Genomic DNA, 18,895 nt, shown 5'->3' on the forward strand with positions numbered 1-18,895 from the left:
TGCTAGTTCTGCAGCGCAGCGGCCGGCCCCAGGTGCCAGCGCCCCAGCAGCCGCGCCACCGCGCGCACGCGCTGCGTGTCGCGGCCCCAGCGGCGGCTCGCGGGCAGCTTCTGCGCCCATTTCATGCGCCGCGCCGCCTCGGCGATGCGCTCGCGCACTTCCGTGTCCACCTCGGCCAGCGCGGCGTGCCAGTGCTGGCCGGCGGCTTCGGGGGCGGCGGCCTCCAGCATCATGGCCGTGGAGTGCAGGTAGCTGAGCCAGTCGCGGGCCTGGCACTCGGCCAGGGTCATGACCTCGGAGGGGTCGTCCTCGAAATCGATGTAGCCGATCACGCCGTCGGGGCACTGCACCAGGTTGCGGTCGAAGGCCTGGCTCAGGTGCTGGCCGCGCACATGCACCTTGGCGATCGCGGCCAGCCCTACGCGCCAGACCGCGAGCAGCGCGGCCGGGCCGGCGGCGGCGGCCTGGTCGAGCCGCTCCTGCAGCACGACGGTGGCGCGGCCGCTTTGGCCGAGGTCCGAGATCAGCAGGCCGTCGGGCTGCTGCGCCAGCACCGCCGGCACGCGCAGGCCCGCGGCCGCGAGCTGCCGCAGGCGCCGCGCCTCGGTGGCGATGGCGGCCTCGCCGCCCGGGTTGGGTACCGGCTTGATGATGTCCAGCCGCGCCATGCGCGCGACCGCCGCCATCACGCGGTAGCCCCACTTGCCGTGGCGCGGGCCGGCCTTCTTGAGCCACACGCGCTCGCTGCCCAGGCGGTGGCTGGCGACGTTCTTCTGCTGCTTGGGCAGCATGAGGCGCAGGAATTCGGCGTAGTCGCCGGCCGCCGGCACGAAGGGCTGCGCGTCCAGCGGCGCGGGCGCGGAGGCCGCGCCCTTGGCGCTGTGCAGCCGCGCCGATGCGCCGCGTCGCAAGGGGTTCATGCGGCCAGCGGAAGGTTCGACACCAGGCCGTGCGGTCCTTGTGTCAGGGGCTGGAAGCTCTCGGCGCTGGCCAGCGGCCAGTAGGTGCGGAACACGTTGTGCTGCTTGTCGAGCGGGCCGAGCAGCGCGCCCGGCTGCACCTGCATCACCAGGTTGCTCAGGAGGCGCACCTCGGTGTCGGAAATGCGCCGCACGATGTGGTGCGCCGTGATCTGCTGCGGATGGTCGAGGCCGGCGGCCTGCACCAGCTCCTGCAGCGCATGCAGCGTGCTGCGGTGGAAGTTGCGCACGCGCTCGGCCTTGGTCGGCACCACCAGCGCCTGCTGGCGCACTGGGTCCTGCGTGGTCACGCCGGTGGGACAGTGGCCGGTGTGGCAGCTTTGCGCCTGGATGCAGCCCAGGGCCATCATGAAGCCGCGCGCCGCGTTGCACCAGTCGGCGCCCAGCGCCATCATGCGCGCCACGTCGAAGGCGGTGATCACCTTGCCCGCGCAGCCCAGCTTGATGCGGTGGCGCAGGTTCACGCCGACGAGCGTGTTGTGCACCAGCAGCAGGCCTTCCTGCAGCGGTGCGCCCACGTGGTCGCTGAACTCGACCGGCGCGGCGCCGGTGCCGCCCTCGGCGCCGTCGACCACGATGAAGTCAGGCGTGATGCCCGTCGCCTGCATGGCCTTGACGATCGCGAACCACTCCCACGGATGGCCGAGGCAGAACTTGAAGCCGGTCGGCTTGCCGCCCGACAGCTCGCGCAGCCTGGCGATGAAATGCATCATCTCGATGGGCGTGCTGAACGCGCTGTGCGACGAGGGCGAAACGCAGTCGATGCCGATCGGCACGCCGCGCGCGGCCGCGATCTCGGGCGTGACCTTGGGTGCCGGCAGCACGCCGCCGTGCCCGGGCTTGGCGCCCTGGCTCAGCTTGATCTCGATCATCTTCACCTGCGGATCGCGCGCGTTGGCGCTGAAGCGCTCGGCGTTGAAGCTGCCGTCCTCGTTGCGGCAGCCGAAGTAGCCCGAGCCGATTTCCCAGATCAGATCGCCGCCATGCACGCGGTGGTGCTGCGAAATGGAGCCTTCGCCGGTGTCGTGCGCAAAGCCGCCCAGCCTGGCGCCCTGGTTGAGCGCGAGGATCGCATTGGCCGACAGCGCGCCGAAGCTCATGGCCGAGATGTTGAACACGCTCGCGCTGTAGGGCTGCGTGCAGGGATGGTGCGACGCCGCGCCCGACGGCGGCGGGCTGGCATCGGCGGTGTGCGGCGTGCCGCCGATCACGATGCGGAAATCGTGGTTGTCGAGCTTGGTGGGCTGCATCGAGTGGTTGATCCACTCGTAGCCCGCAATGGTCACGTCGAGCTGCGTGCCGAAGGGCCGGTTGTCGGGCTCGCCCTTGGCGCGCTGGTACACCAGCGAGCGCTGCGCGCGCGAGAACGGGGCGGCCTCGGAATCGCTCTCGATGAAGTACTGCCGCATTTCCGGCCGGATGAATTCGAGCAGGAAGCGCAGGTGGCCGATGACGGGGTAGTTGCGCAGGATCGCGTGGCGCGCCTGCCGCAGGTCGTGCACGCCGGTGCCCGAAAGCACCGCGAAGACCGCCACGCCCACCCAGGCCAGCCACAGGTGGGGCGACACCAGCACCAGGGCGATGCAGGCCGCCAGGCCGACCACGCACAGGGCGAAGGCGCTGTAGCGCGTCGGAAACGGAATAATCGTGGACATAGAAATAGTGTCGACCGGAGCCTGCTGCATCATAGAGGGCTGCCCCGAACTTGCCATGACCAACAACCACGACACCCCCCAGGCCGAAGCGGCCGCTTCCGCCCCCCTCGGCCCCGACGATTTCGACGCCCTCGACCAGGCGCTGGACTCCATGCGCGAGCAGGACGAGGAAATTCCCCAGTGGGAGTTCTGCGAAGGCTTCATGGCCGCGCTGATCTGCACCCGCCGGCCCATCGAGCCGGCCGAATACTGGCCGGTGCTGCTGGGCGAGGGCTTCGTGCCGGCCCAGCACATGGAGTTCGTCTGGAACTGGAAGCGCCGCTGGCTCGAGATCGAAGAGGGCCTGGACGCCGACGTGCAGTCGCTCGACGACGAGCGCAGCTGGCAGCCCGAGGTGCTCGACACCCGCGGCGCCATCGCCTCGCTGCCCGAGGAAGAGCGCGCCGAGGTGGCGGGCGAGGAAATTCCCTCGTTCGCGCAGGTCTGGGCGCTGGGCTTCATGTACGCGGTCGAGAACTGGCCCGAGGACTGGGCCGCGCCGCGCGACAAGGAAGCCGCCCAGATGCTGGACGACGCGCTCGACAACATCGTGGCGCTGACCGAGGACGACAAGGCCAAGCCCACGCTCTCGATGTTCAGCGACGACGGCCCGCCGAGCGTGAGCCAGCAGCGGCTGGACGATTTCGGCGCCGCCATCTGGGCCGTGTACGACCTGCGCCAGCTCTGGAAGAGCCTGGGCCCGAAGGTCGAGACCGTGCGCAAGGAAGCCACGCCCGGCCGCAACGACCCCTGCCCCTGCGGCAGCGGCAAGAAATACAAGAAGTGCCACGGTGCCTGACAGCGGCCCTGCCAGCGCACGGCTGACGCCACGCGCGGCGTGGGCCATGGTGCTGGCGCTGTGCGCCGGCGTGGCGCTGAGCCAGGCCTTTCGCACGGTGGGCGCCATCATGGCGAGCCCGCTGCAGGCCGACTTCAGGCTCTCGGCCCAGGCACTGGGCATTTTCTCGGGCGCCTTTCATTTCGCCTTTGGCGCGATGCAGCTCTTCATGGGCATCGGCATCGACCTGCATGGCGTGCGGCGCACGGTGCTGGTGGCTTTTCCGGTCGCCATCGCGGGCGCGCTGCTGTCGGCGTTCGCGCCCAGTTACGCGGTGCTGGTGGCGGGGCAGGCGCTGATCGGCGTCGGCTGCGCGCCGGCCTTCCTGGTGTGCACCGTGTTCATCGCGCGGCACTTTCCGGCCGCGCGCTTTGCCACCGTCTCGGGCCTGGTGCTGGCCATCGGCGGCCTCGGCATGCTAGCCACCGGCACGCCGCTCGCGTGGCTGGTGCAGGCCTATTCGTGGCGCGCGGGCTTCCTGGTGCTGGCCGTGGCCTCGGCGCTGGCGTGGCTCGCGATCTGGCACTGGGTGCGCGAGCCCGCCGCGGCCGTGCCGCGGGTGAACGAGTCGATTCCCGAGGCCATCCGCCAGTTCGGCGCGCTGCTCGCAATGCCGCACACGCTCGGCATCGTCATGCTCGGGGCCGTGACCTACGCCGCCTTCATCTCGCTGCGCGGGCTCTGGCTCGGACCGCTCATGATGGAGCGCCACGGCTACTCGCTGGTGCAAAGCGGCAACGTCGCCATCGCGGTGTCGGTGATCTCGCTGTTCGGTGCGCCGCTGTTCGGCCGCTTCGACCGCGACGGTGCCGCGCGCCGCCGCCGGATCGTGGTGTGCGCGCTCGGCTATGCGGCGCTGTTCGCGCTCATTGCCTTCACGCACTCGGCCTGGCTGGACATCGGCGGCATGGTGCTGATCGGCGTGCTCTCGGGCTTCATCGTCTGGCAGTACGCCGACGTGCGCGTGGCCTATCCGGCGACGCTCACGGGCCGCGCGATGGCGGTCTTCACCATGGCGATGTTCCTCGGCGTCGCGCTCATGCAGTGGGCCACCGGCGTGGCGGCCTCGGTGGCCGCGGCGCATGGCGGCGATCCGCTCACGGCCGTGCTGGCCACCATTGCCGCGCTGCTGGTGCTGGGCATCGCGGCCTTCGCGTGGCTGCCCGCGCCGAAGGCCGACGCCCTCAGATCTTGAAGGCGCGCTGGATGTCGGGCCGCACCAGGTCGGCGTATTCGCGGTGCTTGCGGATGTAGCCCGCAATGAACTGGCACACCGGAATCACATGCAGCCCCTTGGCGCGCGCCTCGTCGAGCACATGCCGCGCAATGCCCGAGCCCACGCCCTTGCCCTCGTGCTCGGGCAGCACCTCGGTGTGGGTGAACATGATGGCGTCGGTCAGCAGGTTGTATTCGGCGTAGGCCGCGAGCTGGCCCTCGAGCGCGGCTTCGTAGCGGTGCAGGGCTTCGTTGTTGGTGATGGCGAGGTTGCTGTTGCTCATGGTTGGCGTGCGAGATAAGTGGCGAGATTGGCGGCCGCGGTGGCGCGTACCTTGTTGCGCAGCATCGGCGTCCAGCCGAGCAGCAGGCCCGGCGCGCCGAGCGCCTGGCGCGACCAGGTCCAGAAGGCAAAGCTGTCGCGGTGCGTGGCAATCAGCCCCTCGGGCGTGAAGCCGAAGCGCGCATCGACGCTGTTGTCGACCAGCCGGCCGGTGGCGCTGAAGCGGTAGTGCGCGTCCCAATGGGCCTGGCCGCTGGTGCCGTCGGCCTGCACGTCGCGCCAACTCAGACGCCAGACGTCGGCGCCCTTGGCCCGCGTGGCGTCGCAGAGCATGCGCCACATGCCGCCCACCTGTTGCCGGCCGCGCAGCGAGAAGGCCTCGTCGTCGAAGGCCGCGTCGCTGGCGTAGCAGGCGGCCATGGCGCGGGCGTCGAGCCTGGAGAAGGCCTCGTAGAAGCGCTCGATGGTCTGGGCATTGGCGGTGGCAGTTGTCATGTCATGGGGCCTTCGTTGTGGTGCCGGGCTGCGGGCCGAGCAGGCCCACCAGTGTCTGCAGGGCGTAGTGCACCGTGGCGGCGCGCACCGCGGCGCGGTCGCCATCGAAGCGGCGGCGCTCGGTGCGCACCTGCCCGTCGACCGACCAGCCGAACCACACGGTGCCGACCGGCTTTTCGGGGCTGCCGCCGGTGGGGCCGGCCACGCCGGTCACGGCCACCGCGGCGCGCGCTGCCGAATGCGCGATGGCGCCTTCGGCCATGGCGCGCGCCACCGGCTCGCTGACCGCGCCGTGGGCTTCGATCAGCGCAGCATCGACGCCCAGCAGTTCGGTCTTGGCCGCGTTCGAGTAGCTGACGAAGCCGCGCTCGAACCAGGCACTGGAGCCTGCGAGCTCGGTGCATGCGCCGGCAATGAGCCCGCCGGTGCAGCTTTCGGCCGTGGCCAGCATCCAGCCCTTCTTCAGCAGCAGGTCGGCCAAGGCCGCGACGAGCGCGGGCGTGTCCTGGTCGGCAAGAAAATTCGCTGGGGTCGAGGCTTCCATCGTGTTCACCATGCGCGCCAGAGCGCGATGACCAAGAGCGTGCAGAACGCCGCCACCAGGTCGTCGAGGATGATGCCGAAGCCCGCGCGCCACCAGCGCACCTGGACCGCGTCGCGCTGCTTGAACAGCGCATCGGCCCAGGCCACCGGCCCCGGCTTGGCGGCGTCGAAGAAGCGGAACAGGCCGAACGCGATGGCCTGCGCGAGCAGGCCGGCCGGCGTGACGAGCCACAGCACGATCCAGAACGCGATCACCTCGTCCCACACGATGCTGCCCGGGTCGGCCACGCCCATGTCGCGCGCGGTGATGCTGCAGGCCCACCAGCCGATCGGCAGCGAGGCCAGGATGATCCAGCCGATGGCCGCGGGCGTGAGCCACAGCTGCATCACGGCAAAGGCGGCCCAGGCCCACAGCGTGCCGACGGTGCCGGGCGCCACGCGCGGCAGGCCGGAGCCGAAGCCCATGGCGATGAAATGCGCCGGGTGGGACAACAGGAAAGCGATCGAGGGACGGCGGGGCGTGGCTGGCGGCATGGGGCCTGCGGAGGAAGAAGCAGCTTGCATCAGGCCAGAGTGTCGCGCATTCGGGGGGCTGCCCAAGGCCCTCTATTTATCAAAGCAATAGCTTGTTTAATTCGCAAGGCCGGCCTAGTATCCGGGCCTTGCCTTGCCACCCGTCGTCTGCCAAGGACCGCGCCATATGCCTGCCGCCTCATCCAACGCCCCTGCCTCGCTCCACCCCGCTTCGCCCGCTGCCGATTGGAGCGAACTGTTCAGCGGCCGCAACGGCTGGCGTGCGCTGGCGCTCACGGGCGGCGTTGCGCTGCATGCGGTCAACGTGCACATCGTGACGACCGTGCTGCCCTCGGTGGTGAACGAGATCGGCGGGCTCGACTGGTACGCCTGGAGCACCACGCTGTTCGTGGTGGGATCGATCCTCGGCGCCACGCTGTCGGTGCGGCTGCTGGCGCGGCGGGGTCCGCGCGGCGCCTGCCTGGCGGCGCTCGTGGTCTTCGGCGCGGGGTCGATGGCCTGCGCGCTCGCACCGGCCATGCCGTGGCTGCTCGCGGGCCGCACGGTGCAGGGGCTGGGCGGCGGCCTGCTCGCGGCCCTGAGCTATGCGCTGATCCAGCGGGTGTTCGCGCCGCGGCTGTGGCCGCGCGCGGTGGCGCTGGTGTCGGGCATGTGGGGCGTGGCCACGCTCTGCGGGCCGGCGGTGGGCGGCCTGTTCGCGCAGGCGGGGCACTGGCGCTGGGCCTTCTGGTCGCTGCTGCCGCTGGCTGCCGTGCAGGCGCTGCTGGTCGCGGTGCAGTTGCGGCCCGCGGCCGGCGTGCGGCATGAACGGCCATCGGCCATGCCGCGCATTGCGGCGCTGCAGATCGGCTTGCTGGCGGCCTCGGTGCTGGTGATCGCGGCCAGCGAGTTCCTGTCGGCCATGGCCTGGCAGGCCGCCGGCGTGGCGCTGGGCCTGGCGCTCGGCGTGGCCGCCACGCGGATCGACCGGCATGCCGCGGTGCGGCTGCTGCCCGCCGGCGCCTACGCGCTGCGCACGCCGATGGGCGCCATCTATGCCTGCGTGGTGCTGCTCCTGATCGGCACCACCACCGAGATCTTCGTGCCGTACTTCCTGCAGTTGCTGCATGGCCATTCGCCGCTGTCGGCCGGCTATCTCACTGCGGCGATGGCCGGTGGCTGGAGCGCGGGCTCGCTGCTGTCGTCGGGGCGCAGCGGCGCGGGCGCCGACCGCATGCTGCGCGCCGGGCCCGTGGCCTGCACGCTGGGGCTTGCCGCGCTCGCGCTGCTGCTGCCGGCACCCGGGCGCTTTGCGCCGGGGCTCGAGATGCTGCTGGCCGCCATCGCGCTGGCGGCCGTGGGGCTGGGCGTGGGCATCGGATGGCCGCACCTGGTCACGCGCGTGATGTCGCTCGCGCCGGCCGGGCAGGAAGGCCTGGCCTCGGCCTCGATCACCACCGTGCAGCTCTACGGCATGGCCGTGGGCGCGGCGGTGGCGGGGCTGGTGGCCAACGCGGCCGGCCTCAGCGAGCCCGGCGGCGCGGCGGGCGCGCGCTCCGCCGCGGCCTGGCTGTTTGCGAGCTTCGCAATCGCGCCCGCGCTGGCGGCGTGGCTGGTGGCGCGCTTCGTTGCCGCGCGCCGCCGATGAGGGCCATCGTATGCTCGGCGGTTCATCCAAGCGCGAAGGCACCTGCATCATGAAAAGAACCCGGGTCCGTTTCAACGCGTTGTGGCTGTGCCTGGCGTTCAGCTTCCTGCTCGCGGCTTGCGGCAGCAAGGAGGCCGAGCAGCGCACCGCCTTCATCGGCTTCCTGCAGGCCCGCGTGCTCGACAAGCCCGGCCTGCGCGTGCCCACGCCCACGGCCGACGAGAAGGCCTCCTTCGGCGACTATGCGCAGCACTACGCGGTGATCGCCGACTTCAACGAGGGCATGAACAAGTCGGTCAGCCAGCCGATGGGCCAGGTCATGGCCAAGGGCGCGCTGCGCTCGATTGCCGACCTGGCGTCGCGGCGCGACGACCTCAAGGCCGCCAAGGACGGCCTGGGCGGCCTGCGCACCGCGCTCGACCAGGAACTGGCCAAGGCCGACGCCGCGCACGCGAAGCTCAAGCAGCCCGACGACCTGAAGCAGGTCTACGACAAGGCCTACGAGAAGACCGTCTCGGCGCCGGCCGCCACCTTCAAGGAGGTGTTCCCTGCCCTCGACAAGGTGTTCGACGGCGCGCTCGCGGTGGGCGACTACCTCGAGCAGAACAAGTCGAAGATCCAGGTCTCGGGCTCGTCGGTCAGCGTGAGCGATCCGGCCGTGCAGGCGCAGCTCAACAAGATGCTGCAGGAGCTCAATGGCCAGTCTGCTGCCATCAACGCCGCCCAGGCCAAGATGCAGGCGATGGTCCGAGGGTCCTGATCAGACGAAGTGGTCGAAGGAGCCGAAGCGCTGCGCCACCGGCGCGCCGCCGGCGTCCACGATGCGCAGGCCGGCTTCGGCGTCGATGCGGCCGATGCGCGTCACGCGCGTGGTGCTTTCCCTGCCGGCCTGTTCGACCGCGGCGCGCGCCGCGGGCGGTGCGGTGAAGACCAACTCGTAGTCGTCGCCACCTGAAAGTGCGCAGGTGCGCAGGATCTCGGTGCCGAGGCCGCAGGACGCGGCCGCGGCGATCACGCCGGTGGCCGCATCGGCATCGAGCGTGGCGCCCACCTTGCTCGACGCGAGGATGTGGCCCAGGTCGCCCACGAGGCCATCGCTCACGTCCACCGCCGCGGAAGCGGTACCGCGCAGCGCCTGGCCCAGCGCCACGCGCGGCGTGGGCTGCTCCATGCGCATGCGCGCCTGCGCGAACACGTCGGCGGGCAGTGAGAGCGTGCCGCGGAACGCCTCGAGCGCGAGCCGCGCATCGCCGAGCGTGCCGCTGACCCAGAGGTCGTCGCCCGCGTGCGCGCCCGAGCGCAGCAGCGCCGCGCCGGCCGGCACTTCGCCGAACACCGTGATGCAGATGTTGAGCGGGCCGCGCGTGGTGTCGCCGCCCACGAGCTCGCAGCCGTGTTCGTCGGCCAGTGCGAACAGGCCGCGCGAAAAGGCTTCGAGCCAGGGCTCGTCGACACCGGGCAGCGAAAGCGCGAGCGTGAAGGCCAGCGGCTTTGCGCCGCAGGCCGCCAGGTCGCTGAGGTTCACTGCCAGCGCCTTGTGGCCGAGCCGCGCGGGATCGACGGTCGACAGAAAGTGCCGGCCCTCGACCAGCATGTCGCAGGACACGGCAAGCTGCATGCCGGGCGCGGGCGCGAGCAATGCGCAGTCGTCGCCCACGCCGAGCGGGGAGCGCTTGGCGGGGCGCTGGAAGTAGCGTGTGATCAGGTCGAATTCACCCATGGGGCGAGCATAAGCGCTGAACCGCTCAGGCCCGCGCGCGCCGGTTCGACATCACGACGTTGTCCTTCTCGATCGGCTGGCCGGCCTGCAGCGCGGCAATCCAGGCCTCGGTGCTTGCCACGGCCGCGAAGTTGCTGTGGAACACGACGCTGAAGACGCGGTGGATTTCCTCGGCGCTGACCTGTCCGGCCGCATTCGAGTAGGGCAGCGCGCCGCTCGCGTCCGAAAGGAACTCCACGTTGAGGCCGCGGTGCATGGCCTCGAACACGGTGGAGGCATCGCAGTTCTGCGTCATGTAGCCCACCACGCTGAGCGTGTCGATCTGGTGGCGCGCGATCCAGTCGGCAAAGTCGGTGCCGGTGAACACGCTCGGCAAGGTCTTGGTGATGAGGTGGTCGCGCGGCCGCCTCGCAATTTCGGGATGCAGCTGGCCGTTGTGCGCGTCGGCCTGGAACACCGGCGCGCCCTTGGGTGCGTGGTGCTGCACCACGACCACCGGCGTGCCGGCCGCGCGCGCGGCGTCCATGGCCTGCGCGATCTTCGGCAGCGAGCTTTCGACCGGCGGGTACTCGATGGGCAGGCCGCCGCCTTCGAAGTATTCGTTCTGCACGTCGATCACGACGAGGGCGCGGCGCGGGGCGGGGTGGTTGCTCATGGTGGGTGGCTCCGTGTTGCAAGTGGTTGGGATGGCCCGATTGTTCGCGCTGGAGCCTTCGGCAGAAAGTGGCCCGAAAGCCATTCATCGATAAAATCGGGCCATGGCTCGAAAAACCCTGGAAACCATCGCCGTCGTCGCCTTCGACGGCATCAGCCCCTTTCACCTGTCGGTGCCGTGCATGGTCTTCGGCGAAGACCGCACGGAAGCAGGCGACCCGCGTTTTCGCCTGCAGGTGTGCGGCACCGAGCCGGGCCCGCTGCACACCAATGCGGGCTTCACGCTCGGGGTGCCGCACGGTCTCGAGGCGATCCGGCGTGCGCAGATCGTGATCGTGCCCTCATGGTGCGACGACGGCCGGCCCGCGCCGCCGGCGCTGATCCGCGCGCTGCAGGCGGCGCACCGGCGCGGCGCCATCGTGGTCGGGCTGTGCCTGGGCGCCTTCGTGCTGGCCGAGGCGGGCCTGCTCGATGGACGCCCGGCCACCACGCACTGGAACCTGGCCGAAGCCTTTGCCAGGCAATATCCGAAGGTGAGGCTGCAGCCCGAGGTGCTGTACGTCGACGACGGCGACGTGCTCACCTCGGCCGGCACGGCCGCGGGCATCGACTGCTGCCTTCACCTGCTGCGCGTGCGCCATGGCGCCGAGGCGGCGAACCGCGCCGCGCGGCGCATGGTGGTGGCGCCGCACCGCCAGGGCGGACAGGCGCAGTACATCCGCCAGCCGATGCCCGCCGCGGCGGACGGCGACCGCCTTGCGCCGCTGCTCGAATGGCTGGGCCGCCACCTCCAGAGCCCGCATGAGCTCGACAGCCTCGCGCGGCGCGCGCTCATGAGCCGGCGCACCTTCACGCGGCGCTTTCGCGAGGCCACGGGCACCACCGTCGGCCAATGGCTGCAGAACCAGCGGCTTGCGCTCGCGCAGCGGCTGCTCGAAACCACAGACCGGCCGGTGGAACGCGTGGCCACCGACGTGGGCTTCGGCTCGGCGGTGTCGCTGCGAAAGCACTTCGCGGCGGCGTTCAAGGTGTCGCCCACGGCCTACCGCAGGCAGTTCTCGCAGGAGGCGGTGGCCGCCTAGGCTCCGCCGCCGCGAAAGCGCAGCGCCGCCTGCCGCACCACCTCGGCCAAGAGGCGCTCCTTGCCCTGCTTCTCGCGCAGCCAGCGCGCATCGTTGCGGTTGGCTTCCACGCTGGTGCGCAGCTCGCCGAGCGCCTGCGTGGCGTTGAGCGCCTCGCTGTGCCATTCGAGCTGCGTCATGGTCATGAGGATGTGGTCGCGCAGCGGCATGTGCTGGCCGCTGGCCGGGTCGACGTACACCGCATCGAGCCCGAAGCGGCAGGCCTGGAAGCGGTTGTAGGTGTAGACGAGGTAGTCGTCCTCGGTCGGCTCGAAGGGCTGCTCCTGCAGGAACCATGCGGCCAGCGACTGCACGTAGCCCGCGAGCGCGGCCGCGCGCTCGACCGTGAGCGGCGTGTCGAACACGCGGATCTCGATGGTGCCGAACTCGGGCTTGGGCCGGATGTCCCAATAGAAGTCCTTCATGCTGCGCACGACGCCGGTGCGGGTCATGCGCTCGAAGTACGCTTCGAACTCCTTCCAGCTCAGCGTGAAGGGCGCGCGGCCCGAGAGCGGGAACGCGAACACCGAGTTGAGCCGGGCCGAGTCGAACTGCGTGTCCTGCCCCTGCACGAACGGCGACGAGGCCGACAGCGCAATGAAGTGCGGGATGTAGCGCGACATGCGGTGCAGCATCAAGAGCGCCGAGTCGGCATCGGGGCAGCCGATGTGCACATGCTGGCCAAAGATGGTGAACTGCTTGCTCAGGTAGCCGTACAGCTCCGACAACTCGCGAAAGCGCGGCTTGTCGTAGATGCGCCGCTCGTGCCACTGCTGGAAGGCATGCGTGCCGCCGCCCACCACCGCGATGTTGAGCTTGTCGGCGTTCCTGATGAGCGCCTCGCGGATCGGCGAGAGCTGCGTGATCACGTCCTGCGCCGAATGGCAGATGTCGGTCGAGATCTCGATCATGCTCGAGGTCATCTCGGGCACCACGCTGCCGGGCAGCGGGGTCTGCGCCATCAGCCGCAGCATGTCCTCGGCATAGGGCGCCAGGTCGTAGTCGTGCGTGTTGACGAGCTGCAGCTCGAGCTCCACGCCGAGCGACAGCGCTTCGGAGCGGTTGAAGGGCTCGAGCTTGACCACGCGGCTCGCGGGGTCCGCGGGCAGGGCGGGCGAGCGGAAGTCGTCGCTGTCGGGCAAAGGCATGGCCGCGGTCATCGCTGCGTGTCCTCCGTGGTGCTGAAGGCCTGGGGCGTCCAGGGCACCGAGCTTTCGCCCACCGCGTGGATGGCCACGGTGGCGAGCACGGCGCCCATCACTTCCATCAGGAGAATCGAGGGCAGGGCCACCTGCGTGATCATGGTGCCGAGCAGCGGCGACGCGGTGGTGAAGTTGGAGGCGATGAGCAGCGCGATCGACGACAGCGGCGACATCGCGCAGCCCACCCAGAAGGCCTGGTTCCAGCTCGCGCCGCTGCCCGGGTTGGCAATGGCCACGCCGGCGATCTTGGCGAACAGGCGGATGCCGATCACGGCCAGCACCACGCTGGCCACGGGCAGCGTCCAGTCGGCCTGCGCCGCCACGATCGACACCAGCACGAACATCAGCATGGTGAGCAGCGACGAGGCCGTGCCGAGCTGCCGCTGCCAGGCCCAGGGCTTGGGATTCAGCGTCTTGAGCAGCACCCCGCCGATCAGCGCGGCCAGCGGCGCCGAGCCGCCGACGTGGGCCGTGAGCGCGCTGGCAGCCGCAATGAGCGCGAGCAGCAGGATCGAGGTGTTCTCGCTCGTCGGGCTCATGAAGCGCAGGGCAGTGCGCAGCGCCAGCGCGAGGATGGCGCCGACCACGAACGACAGGCCGAGCACCACCGCCACCGGATAGAGCTTCTGCAGCAGCGTCTGCGGCGCCCGTTCGATCAGGCCGGCCTGTGCATAGCCGAGCGCCAGCGCATAGAAGGTGTTGAGCGTGGCCAGCGTCATGGCGCGCTCGGTCACCGGCCCCGAGGCGCGGGTGTCGATGATCACGCGGCTCAGCACCGCCGGCGAGGCGACGATGGCCATCAGCGCGATGGGGTTGGCCACCGGATCGGGCAGGCCCAGCAGCTGCAGCATCCAGAACACGCCGAAGTAGGTGAGCGTGGCCTCGAGCAGGCTCTGCACCAGCACCATCGGGTTGTGGCGGAACCAGCGCAGCGGCAGCCGGCCGCCGGCCTCGAACAGCACCACGGCCGCGCCGAGCTCCAGCAGGAACAGGCTGATGCCGCGCAGCGGCCAGATCGCGCCTTCGAAACCGGCCAGGCCGGCCACCGCGCCGACCATCGAATAGCCCACCACCTTGGGCAGGCCCAGGTAGCGCTGCACCAGGTGGCCGGAGGCCGCCGCCGCGGCCAGCAGCAGCGACCACAGCACCGTGGGCAGGCCGGCCGAAGGGCGCAGCCACTCGGACCAGAAGCCCAGCAGATCGTTGATGAGATTCGTCAAATTCATGCAGGTAGAAAAAAGCTGATGGGCCGGCTGCGCCAGCGCGCCCAGATGGCGCTGCGGATGCGTGCGCGGTCACCCAGGCTGACGCTGTGCGCGCGCAGCGCCAGCCGGAATGCGAAATAGAAACTCACGCTCACATTGAGCGCGCCGATCACGGGAATAGCCGCCACCGCCCACCACAGCGCGGGCTGCTGGAGCACCGCCATGCCCGTGGAGGCCGCGGCCGCCGCGATCTGCCCGGCCGACAGTGTCACGTGGCGCACGTCCAGCCCGAGCCCGAAGAAACCCGCGAATGCGGGCAGCAGTCCGAGCATGAGCCCGAGCGAGATGTTGGAGGCAAAGCCCGATATGTGCGTGCGCATGAAGGTGGCCCAGCGGCGGGCGCGGGCGGCACCCAGAAAAGCGCCGATGCGAGGGTTGTAACGCATGGCGGAGTCCAGGCGATGCAGGACAAAGGCGTTTTCTGTCCAGCCCCCGACGATGCTGGCCGCGAACAGCAGCACGCCGGTCAAGGCCGCGAAGAGCGCGGTCGGGCCCGCCAGCGAGAGCGATTGCAGCGTGGCCGCGGCATGCGCGGTGTCCAGCAGCGGCCGGCCGAGCGCGAACTGCACCAGCAGGGCGAGCGCCAGCATCGCGGGCACCACCAGCCCCACGTTGCCCAGCACGGCCGCCACCTGCGAGCGCACCAGGTTGGCCACTTCGTCGACGAAATCGGCCACCGCGGCATCGGTCTTGATGTCGCGCAGCCGCGCTGCCATGGCGGGCGCCGTCATCGCGGGCTGCTTGGTGGCCAGCGTCAGGTGCAGCAGCTGGATCGCGACAAAGCTGGCGGCATACATCAGTCCCGACCAGAGCCCGCTCCAGAAGGCCGACAGCGCGAGCGAATAGATCCCGAACTTGAGCAGCACCGTCAGCGCAGTGAGCGCGCCGCCGCCCGCGGCCTTGCGCACCATCTGCAGGTAGCTGGCGCGGTCGCGCGTGATGTAGTGCTCGCCGGTCTCGGCGCTGCGCTCGGTCACCTTGGCCGCGAGCATCGAGGAATTCGACGCGATCAGCGCGCGGATGCTGTTGCGCTCGCCGCCGGCCAGCACCAGCCGGCCCACCAGCCGCGCCACGCTGGGCGCGGGTGCGGGCGAGATCAGGCAGTCGAGCAGCTCGCGGATGCGCAGCACCCGCTCGCGCAGCTGGCGCAGCCGGAACACCAGGCCGACCGAGATGCCGTTGTCCTCCAGGTGCGTGTAGACCGAGGAGGCGCTGGCGCGGCAGGCGTCGAGCCGGTCGCGGAAGGCCAGGAACGCGGCCTGCAGCGCGTCTTCGTCGCGGGGTGCCCGGAACATCTGCTCGCGCAACGCGTCGAGATCGGACATCAGCGCATGGAAGGCGCGGCTCTCGCTCGCGGCGCTCATGCGCAGCCGCAATTCGGGCGAGAAGCCGGCCGCCACCACCTGGCTGCTGCAGTAGGTGACGGCGTCCATCACGGTGTGGCGCCAGCGCGGAGCGCCATCGATGTCGTCGAGTGCGGCGTCGGCCAGCAGATTGCCGATGCGCGCGAGCTGTGCGTCGTCGAGCAATGCGATCCAGCCCGCGTCGAACGCGCCGGGCAGCACCATGCGGAACAGGTCCGAGGCGTCGGTGGTTTCGGGCGTGCCGGGCAGGATCTTGCGGCGCAGCCGTTCGGTGAGCTCGCTCACGAAGGCGGTGCGCGGCGCAAAGCCGTAGTCCGCGAGCAGCGTGGTCAGGTCGACCGCCTGCGTGAAGGCGCGCCACCATGCCCGCAGCCGCCCGCGCAGCTCGGGCCGCGCCTCGACCGCGTCGAGCAGCAGCGACACCCGCCCCACCGCCGCCTGCGGCGACGCACGGTCGCCGCGCAGCCAGTCGAAGACGTCGATCAGCCAGATGTGGCGCTGCGCCACATCCGCCGTCGGATCAAGCCGGGCCAGCAGCCCCTGCAGGTCAAGCGATGCAGCAGCCATGAAAAAACTTAAAAAGGAGAACCAAATACCAGAAACACCGAGGAACCGGCTCCGCCGGGCCTCAGGTGTTGCCCCCGGCGAGGGGGAGGGAGGAGCGACACGAAGTGCGCGGAGCCTGGGGGAGTGCTAGTGCAATACCCGTGAAACGGGCGCCCCGCCGATGTCCGCCTCCAGCACGAACATCGGAATCGGCACGTCGAAGCGCTCGCCGTCTTCCGTCACCATGAAGTAGCTGCCGTGCATGGTGCCGCTGGGCGCCTGCAGGCGGCAGCCGCTGGTGTAGCGGAACGATTCGCCGGGCGCCAGGAGCGGCTGCTGGCCGATCACGCCCAGGCCCTTGACCTCCTGCGCATGGCCCGAGGCGTCGTTGATGAGCCAGTGGCGGGCGATGAGCTGGGCGCTGGTCTCGCCCTCGTTGGTCACGGTGACGGTGTAGGCAAAGGTGTAGATCTTGTCCTTGGGCGAGGACTGGTCTGCGAGATAGCGCGGTTCGACCTGGACGCGGATGGGGCTGTGCGGCATGCGCGCGATGGTAACTGGAGCCTTCTCTTGCACTGCTTTCCGGGTTTTCCGCCGGCTGCGACAATCGGGGCATGAGCAGCACGCCGTTCCGCATCGCCCCCTCCATTCTCTCGGCCGATTTCGCCCATCTGGGCGACGAACTGGCCAAGGTCATCGCCGCCGGCGCCGACTGGATCCATTTCGACGTGATGGACAACCATTACGTGCCCAACCTGACCTTCGGCCCGATGATCTGCAAGGCCCTCAAGCCCTATGCCAAGACGGCCGACGGCGAGGCGGTGCCGATCGACGTGCACCTGATGATCCAGCCGGTCGACGCGCTGGCCGCCTCCTTCGCGGAAGCGGGCGCCGACTACATCAGCTTCCACCCCGATGCCTCGCCGCACGTGAACCGCAGCATCCAGGCCATCAAGGGCGCGGGCTGCAAGGCGGGGCTGGTGTTCAATCCGGGGCTTGGCCTGGAGGCGCTCGATTGGGCGATCAACGACATCGACCTGATCCTGATCATGTCGGTGAACCCCGGCTTCGGCGGGCAGAGCTTCATCGATTCGGCGCTGCGCAAGATCGAACTCGCGCGCAAGCGCATCGAGCAGAGCGGGCGCGACATCCGGCTGGAGGTGGACGGCGGCATCAAGGTGGACAACATCGCGCGCGTGGCGTCGGCCGGTGCCGACACCTTCGTGGCCGGCAGCGCGATCTTCAACGCCAAGGACTACGCGGCAGTGATTTCGTCCATGCGCGACCAGCTGGCAGGCGTGGGCGGCAAATAAAACCCCGGCTCAGCGCTTGACCTTGTCGTTGTAGACGCGGTCCGTGACCGGCCCGCGGTCGGTGTCCACGCTGCCGCGCTCGATGTCCTCGTGGCCCTTGCGGCCGATCTCGGGCGGCTTTCCGTTCGGCGTTTGCTGGCTGTCGGAAGACTCGTCGCGCTCGTGCGGCAGGCGCGGCGCCGAATCGCCGCCCTGCCGGGTCTTGGTGTCGCCGCCGCCGGCGTCCCGCAGCGGGTCGCTCGGGTCGGCCGGATCCTTGGTACGGGGCTTGGTGCTGCTCATGGCGCTCGGTTCCTTTTTGCTGCGGTGTCTGTGTGCATCCACGACCGAGCCTGCATGGCGCGCCGCCCGCGGCCGGTAGGACAGCCCAGGCATGCCCTGTAGGCACGGCGCGCCGCTATGAAACGAGTAGCGTCTTTGCGCGCAGGGGAAGGCCTCCGCAATAATCGCCCGGATGTCCTCCGATCCTCTTGCCGCCGCTGCTGCCGCCACCGACAACCTGCGCATCCATACCTTCGCCGCGCTGGAGCCGGGCCCGCGGCTGCTCGTGCTGGGCGGCGTGCATGGCGACGAGACCTGCGGCACCGCGGGCATCGAGCGCGTGCTGGCCGAGCTCGACGGCGGCACCTTCCGGCTGCGGCGCGGGCAGCTCACGCTGGTGCCCGTTGCCAACCCGCTGGCGCGGCGGCGCCTGCAGCGCGAAGGCGAGCGCAACCTCAACCGCCTGTTCAAGCCGAGCGCTGCGCCCGCGGACTACGAAGACCGGGTCACCAACGTGCTGTGCCCCATCATCGAGCGGCACGACGTGCTGCTCGACCTGCATTCCTTCCAGAGCGAGGGCGAGGCCTTCGCCATGATCGGCCCGCGCGACAACACCGGCACGCTCGAGCCCTTTGCACGCGCCAGCGAGGAAGGGCTGCTCGCGCTGCACCTGGGCACGCCCATCGTGGTGGAGGGCTGGCTCGACATCTATGCCGCCGGCCTCGCGCAGCGCTCCGCCGGCATCGCGGTGGGCGAGGACGCGATCGACTTCGGCCGCGGCACCAACGAATACATCCGCAATTGCGGCGGCTACGGCGTCACGCTCGAATGCGGCCAGCACCGGGACCCGAAGGCGCCCGAGGTGGCCTGGCGCGCCATCCGCCGCGCGCTCGCGCTGCTCGGCATGGCGGCGCTGCCCCAGGGCCTGGCGGGCACGCCGCCCGCGCCGCCCCGGCTGCTGCGCCTGGCGAGCGTGACCGACCGGCTGCACGAGGACGACAGCTTCGTGCGCGACTGGGCCACCTTCGATGCGGTGCAGCGCGGCGAACCCATCGGCATGCGCCACGACGGCACGCTGGTGAGCGCGCCGGACGACGGCTTCATCGTCTTTCCCAACGCGCTGGCGCTGCCCGGCGCCGAATGGTTCTACTTCGCGCGCCCGAGCGAGCGCGTGCTCGGGCCCACCCCTCTGGCCTGAAGCATTTGCTCCTTCCCCCTTTGGGGGAAGGCCGGGATGGGG

General features: G+C 70.3%; 20 protein-coding genes. 7 read left to right on the plus strand and 13 right to left on the minus strand.

The window, feature by feature from the left end; translation table 11 throughout:
* Nucleotides 1-2 precede the first annotated feature (2 nt).
* On the minus strand, nucleotides 3-920 hold the full coding sequence (locus AC1DMS_RS21750; protein ID WP_369664111.1) for a BUD32 family EKC/KEOPS complex subunit: 918 nt from the start codon (nucleotides 918-920) through the stop codon (nucleotides 3-5).
* Entirely contained in the window at nucleotides 917-2,635 is a 1,719-nt protein-coding gene (locus AC1DMS_RS21755; protein WP_478181803.1) for an FMN-binding glutamate synthase family protein, read from the minus strand. The genes AC1DMS_RS21750 and AC1DMS_RS21755 overlap by 4 nt, the downstream gene beginning before the upstream one ends.
* A gap of 55 nt (nucleotides 2,636-2,690) precedes the next feature.
* Here AC1DMS_RS21755 and AC1DMS_RS21760 point away from each other — a divergent pair, with 55 nt between their 5' ends.
* Nucleotides 2,691-3,473 (plus strand): UPF0149 family protein, encoded by a 783-nt coding sequence (locus AC1DMS_RS21760; RefSeq protein WP_478181804.1) that lies wholly within the window; start codon nucleotides 2,691-2,693, stop codon nucleotides 3,471-3,473.
* Between the two features lie 46 nt (nucleotides 3,474-3,519).
* The gene (locus AC1DMS_RS21765; RefSeq protein ID WP_436301874.1) at nucleotides 3,520-4,707 is read left to right on the plus strand and encodes an MFS transporter; all 1,188 of its coding nucleotides are present in this window, start codon (nucleotides 3,520-3,522) and stop codon (nucleotides 4,705-4,707) included.
* On the opposite strand, the gene AC1DMS_RS21770 is transcribed toward AC1DMS_RS21765, so the two are convergent.
* From AC1DMS_RS21770 to AC1DMS_RS21785, 4 genes are read right to left on the minus strand one after another with little or no spacing between them, the layout of a single operon-like run.
* On the minus strand, nucleotides 4,697-5,011 hold the full coding sequence (locus AC1DMS_RS21770; protein WP_307592913.1) for a GNAT family N-acetyltransferase: 315 nt from the start codon (nucleotides 5,009-5,011) through the stop codon (nucleotides 4,697-4,699). The two genes, AC1DMS_RS21765 and AC1DMS_RS21770, sit on opposite strands and share 11 nt — an antisense overlap.
* On the minus strand, nucleotides 5,008-5,505 hold the full coding sequence (locus AC1DMS_RS21775) for a nuclear transport factor 2 family protein (RefSeq protein WP_307592912.1): 498 nt from the start codon (nucleotides 5,503-5,505) through the stop codon (nucleotides 5,008-5,010). The genes AC1DMS_RS21770 and AC1DMS_RS21775 overlap by 4 nt, the downstream gene beginning before the upstream one ends.
* Before the next feature lies 1 nt (nucleotide 5,506).
* Nucleotides 5,507-6,061, minus strand: coding sequence for a CinA family protein (locus AC1DMS_RS21780; protein ID WP_436287186.1), 555 nt, complete (start codon nucleotides 6,059-6,061; stop codon nucleotides 5,507-5,509).
* Nucleotides 6,055-6,582, minus strand: a complete 528-nt coding sequence (locus AC1DMS_RS21785; RefSeq protein ID WP_062363668.1) for a phosphatidylglycerophosphatase A family protein — start codon at nucleotides 6,580-6,582, stop codon at nucleotides 6,055-6,057. Before AC1DMS_RS21785 ends, AC1DMS_RS21780 begins: the two co-directional genes overlap by 7 nt.
* Before the next feature lie 166 nt (nucleotides 6,583-6,748).
* On the opposite strand from AC1DMS_RS21785, the gene AC1DMS_RS21790 reads away from it, so the two are divergent.
* Together AC1DMS_RS21790 and AC1DMS_RS21795 are read left to right on the plus strand one after the other, a co-directional pair.
* Nucleotides 6,749-8,209, plus strand: a complete 1,461-nt coding sequence (locus AC1DMS_RS21790) for an MFS transporter (RefSeq protein ID WP_478083996.1) — start codon at nucleotides 6,749-6,751, stop codon at nucleotides 8,207-8,209.
* A gap of 49 nt (nucleotides 8,210-8,258) precedes the next feature.
* On the plus strand, nucleotides 8,259-8,969 hold the full coding sequence (locus AC1DMS_RS21795) for a DUF3053 domain-containing protein (protein WP_049826138.1): 711 nt from the start codon (nucleotides 8,259-8,261) through the stop codon (nucleotides 8,967-8,969).
* Here AC1DMS_RS21795 and thiL read toward each other — a convergent pair whose 3' ends face one another.
* Nucleotides 8,970-9,929 carry a thiamine-phosphate kinase gene (thiL, locus tag AC1DMS_RS21800; RefSeq protein ID WP_478181805.1) on the minus strand — a complete coding sequence of 320 codons (960 nt, stop codon included), beginning with the start codon at nucleotides 9,927-9,929 and terminating at the stop codon, nucleotides 8,970-8,972.
* A gap of 25 nt (nucleotides 9,930-9,954) precedes the next feature.
* On the minus strand, nucleotides 9,955-10,584 hold the full coding sequence (locus tag AC1DMS_RS21805; RefSeq protein WP_436299392.1) for an isochorismatase family protein: 630 nt from the start codon (nucleotides 10,582-10,584) through the stop codon (nucleotides 9,955-9,957).
* 103 nt (nucleotides 10,585-10,687) lie between these two features.
* Here AC1DMS_RS21805 and AC1DMS_RS21810 point away from each other — a divergent pair, with 103 nt between their 5' ends.
* Nucleotides 10,688-11,665, plus strand: coding sequence for a GlxA family transcriptional regulator (locus tag AC1DMS_RS21810; RefSeq protein WP_478181806.1), 978 nt, complete (start codon nucleotides 10,688-10,690; stop codon nucleotides 11,663-11,665).
* On the opposite strand, the gene AC1DMS_RS21815 is transcribed toward AC1DMS_RS21810, so the two are convergent.
* From AC1DMS_RS21815 to apaG, 4 genes are all read right to left on the minus strand, one after another.
* Nucleotides 11,662-12,864, minus strand: a complete 1,203-nt coding sequence (locus AC1DMS_RS21815) for a YbdK family carboxylate-amine ligase (RefSeq protein ID WP_478129338.1) — start codon at nucleotides 12,862-12,864, stop codon at nucleotides 11,662-11,664. The two genes, AC1DMS_RS21810 and AC1DMS_RS21815, sit on opposite strands and share 4 nt — an antisense overlap.
* Nucleotides 12,861-14,132, minus strand: a complete 1,272-nt coding sequence (locus AC1DMS_RS21820; protein WP_012745654.1) for a cation:proton antiporter — start codon at nucleotides 14,130-14,132, stop codon at nucleotides 12,861-12,863. The genes AC1DMS_RS21815 and AC1DMS_RS21820 overlap by 4 nt, the downstream gene beginning before the upstream one ends.
* Nucleotides 14,129-16,102: a site-specific recombinase gene (locus AC1DMS_RS21825; protein ID WP_478081204.1), complete on the minus strand. Its 1,974-nt coding sequence runs from the start codon at nucleotides 16,100-16,102 to the stop codon at nucleotides 14,129-14,131. Before AC1DMS_RS21825 ends, AC1DMS_RS21820 begins: the two co-directional genes overlap by 4 nt.
* A 126-nt stretch (nucleotides 16,103-16,228) precedes the next feature.
* Nucleotides 16,229-16,624 carry a Co2+/Mg2+ efflux protein ApaG gene (gene apaG, locus AC1DMS_RS21830; RefSeq protein WP_012745656.1) on the minus strand — a complete coding sequence of 132 codons (396 nt, stop codon included), beginning with the start codon at nucleotides 16,622-16,624 and terminating at the stop codon, nucleotides 16,229-16,231.
* 71 nt (nucleotides 16,625-16,695) lie between these two features.
* Between apaG and rpe the strand changes: the two genes are divergently transcribed.
* The gene (rpe, locus tag AC1DMS_RS21835; RefSeq protein ID WP_478181807.1) at nucleotides 16,696-17,394 is read left to right on the plus strand and encodes a ribulose-phosphate 3-epimerase; all 699 of its coding nucleotides are present in this window, start codon (nucleotides 16,696-16,698) and stop codon (nucleotides 17,392-17,394) included.
* Nucleotides 17,395-17,403: 9 nt separating this feature from the next.
* On the opposite strand, the gene AC1DMS_RS21840 is transcribed toward rpe, so the two are convergent.
* Complete coding sequence (locus tag AC1DMS_RS21840) at nucleotides 17,404-17,676, minus strand: hypothetical protein (protein WP_436301283.1); 273 nt, start codon at nucleotides 17,674-17,676, stop codon at nucleotides 17,404-17,406.
* A gap of 172 nt (nucleotides 17,677-17,848) precedes the next feature.
* Here AC1DMS_RS21840 and AC1DMS_RS21845 point away from each other — a divergent pair, with 172 nt between their 5' ends.
* The gene (locus AC1DMS_RS21845) at nucleotides 17,849-18,853 is read left to right on the plus strand and encodes a M14 family metallopeptidase (RefSeq protein WP_478181808.1); all 1,005 of its coding nucleotides are present in this window, start codon (nucleotides 17,849-17,851) and stop codon (nucleotides 18,851-18,853) included.
* Nucleotides 18,854-18,895: the final 42 nt, after the last annotated feature.

This window comes from Variovorax sp. 05T418 (assembly GCF_056396385.1).

Excerpts from the sequence above, each read along its gene's own strand:
- AC1DMS_RS21810 (WP_478181806.1), top strand. The coding sequence starts at position 10,688 with ATGGCTCGAAAAACCCTGGAAACCATCGCCGTCGTCGCCTTCGACGGC.
- AC1DMS_RS21770 (WP_307592913.1), bottom strand. The coding sequence starts at position 5,011 with ATGAGCAACAGCAACCTCGCCATCACCAACAACGAAGCCCTGCACCGC.
- AC1DMS_RS21845 (WP_478181808.1), top strand. The coding sequence starts at position 17,849 with ATGTCCTCCGATCCTCTTGCCGCCGCTGCTGCCGCCACCGACAACCTG.
- AC1DMS_RS21805 (WP_436299392.1), bottom strand. The coding sequence starts at position 10,584 with ATGAGCAACCACCCCGCCCCGCGCCGCGCCCTCGTCGTGATCGACGTG.
- AC1DMS_RS21755 (WP_478181803.1), bottom strand. The coding sequence starts at position 2,635 with ATGTCCACGATTATTCCGTTTCCGACGCGCTACAGCGCCTTCGCCCTG.
- AC1DMS_RS21765 (WP_436301874.1), top strand. The coding sequence starts at position 3,520 with ATGGTGCTGGCGCTGTGCGCCGGCGTGGCGCTGAGCCAGGCCTTTCGC.
- AC1DMS_RS21785 (WP_062363668.1), bottom strand. The coding sequence starts at position 6,582 with ATGCCGCCAGCCACGCCCCGCCGTCCCTCGATCGCTTTCCTGTTGTCC.
- AC1DMS_RS21780 (WP_436287186.1), bottom strand. The coding sequence starts at position 6,061 with ATGGTGAACACGATGGAAGCCTCGACCCCAGCGAATTTTCTTGCCGAC.
- AC1DMS_RS21820 (WP_012745654.1), bottom strand. The coding sequence starts at position 14,132 with ATGAATTTGACGAATCTCATCAACGATCTGCTGGGCTTCTGGTCCGAG.
- AC1DMS_RS21840 (WP_436301283.1), bottom strand. The coding sequence starts at position 17,676 with ATGAGCAGCACCAAGCCCCGTACCAAGGATCCGGCCGACCCGAGCGAC.
- AC1DMS_RS21775 (WP_307592912.1), bottom strand. The coding sequence starts at position 5,505 with ATGACAACTGCCACCGCCAATGCCCAGACCATCGAGCGCTTCTACGAG.
- AC1DMS_RS21750 (WP_369664111.1), bottom strand. The coding sequence starts at position 920 with ATGAACCCCTTGCGACGCGGCGCATCGGCGCGGCTGCACAGCGCCAAG.
- AC1DMS_RS21760 (WP_478181804.1), top strand. The coding sequence starts at position 2,691 with ATGACCAACAACCACGACACCCCCCAGGCCGAAGCGGCCGCTTCCGCC.
- AC1DMS_RS21825 (WP_478081204.1), bottom strand. The coding sequence starts at position 16,102 with ATGGCTGCTGCATCGCTTGACCTGCAGGGGCTGCTGGCCCGGCTTGAT.
- thiL (WP_478181805.1), bottom strand. The coding sequence starts at position 9,929 with ATGGGTGAATTCGACCTGATCACACGCTACTTCCAGCGCCCCGCCAAG.
- rpe (WP_478181807.1), top strand. The coding sequence starts at position 16,696 with ATGAGCAGCACGCCGTTCCGCATCGCCCCCTCCATTCTCTCGGCCGAT.
- apaG (WP_012745656.1), bottom strand. The coding sequence starts at position 16,624 with ATGCCGCACAGCCCCATCCGCGTCCAGGTCGAACCGCGCTATCTCGCA.
- AC1DMS_RS21795 (WP_049826138.1), top strand. The coding sequence starts at position 8,259 with ATGAAAAGAACCCGGGTCCGTTTCAACGCGTTGTGGCTGTGCCTGGCG.
- AC1DMS_RS21790 (WP_478083996.1), top strand. The coding sequence starts at position 6,749 with ATGCCTGCCGCCTCATCCAACGCCCCTGCCTCGCTCCACCCCGCTTCG.
- AC1DMS_RS21815 (WP_478129338.1), bottom strand. The coding sequence starts at position 12,864 with ATGACCGCGGCCATGCCTTTGCCCGACAGCGACGACTTCCGCTCGCCC.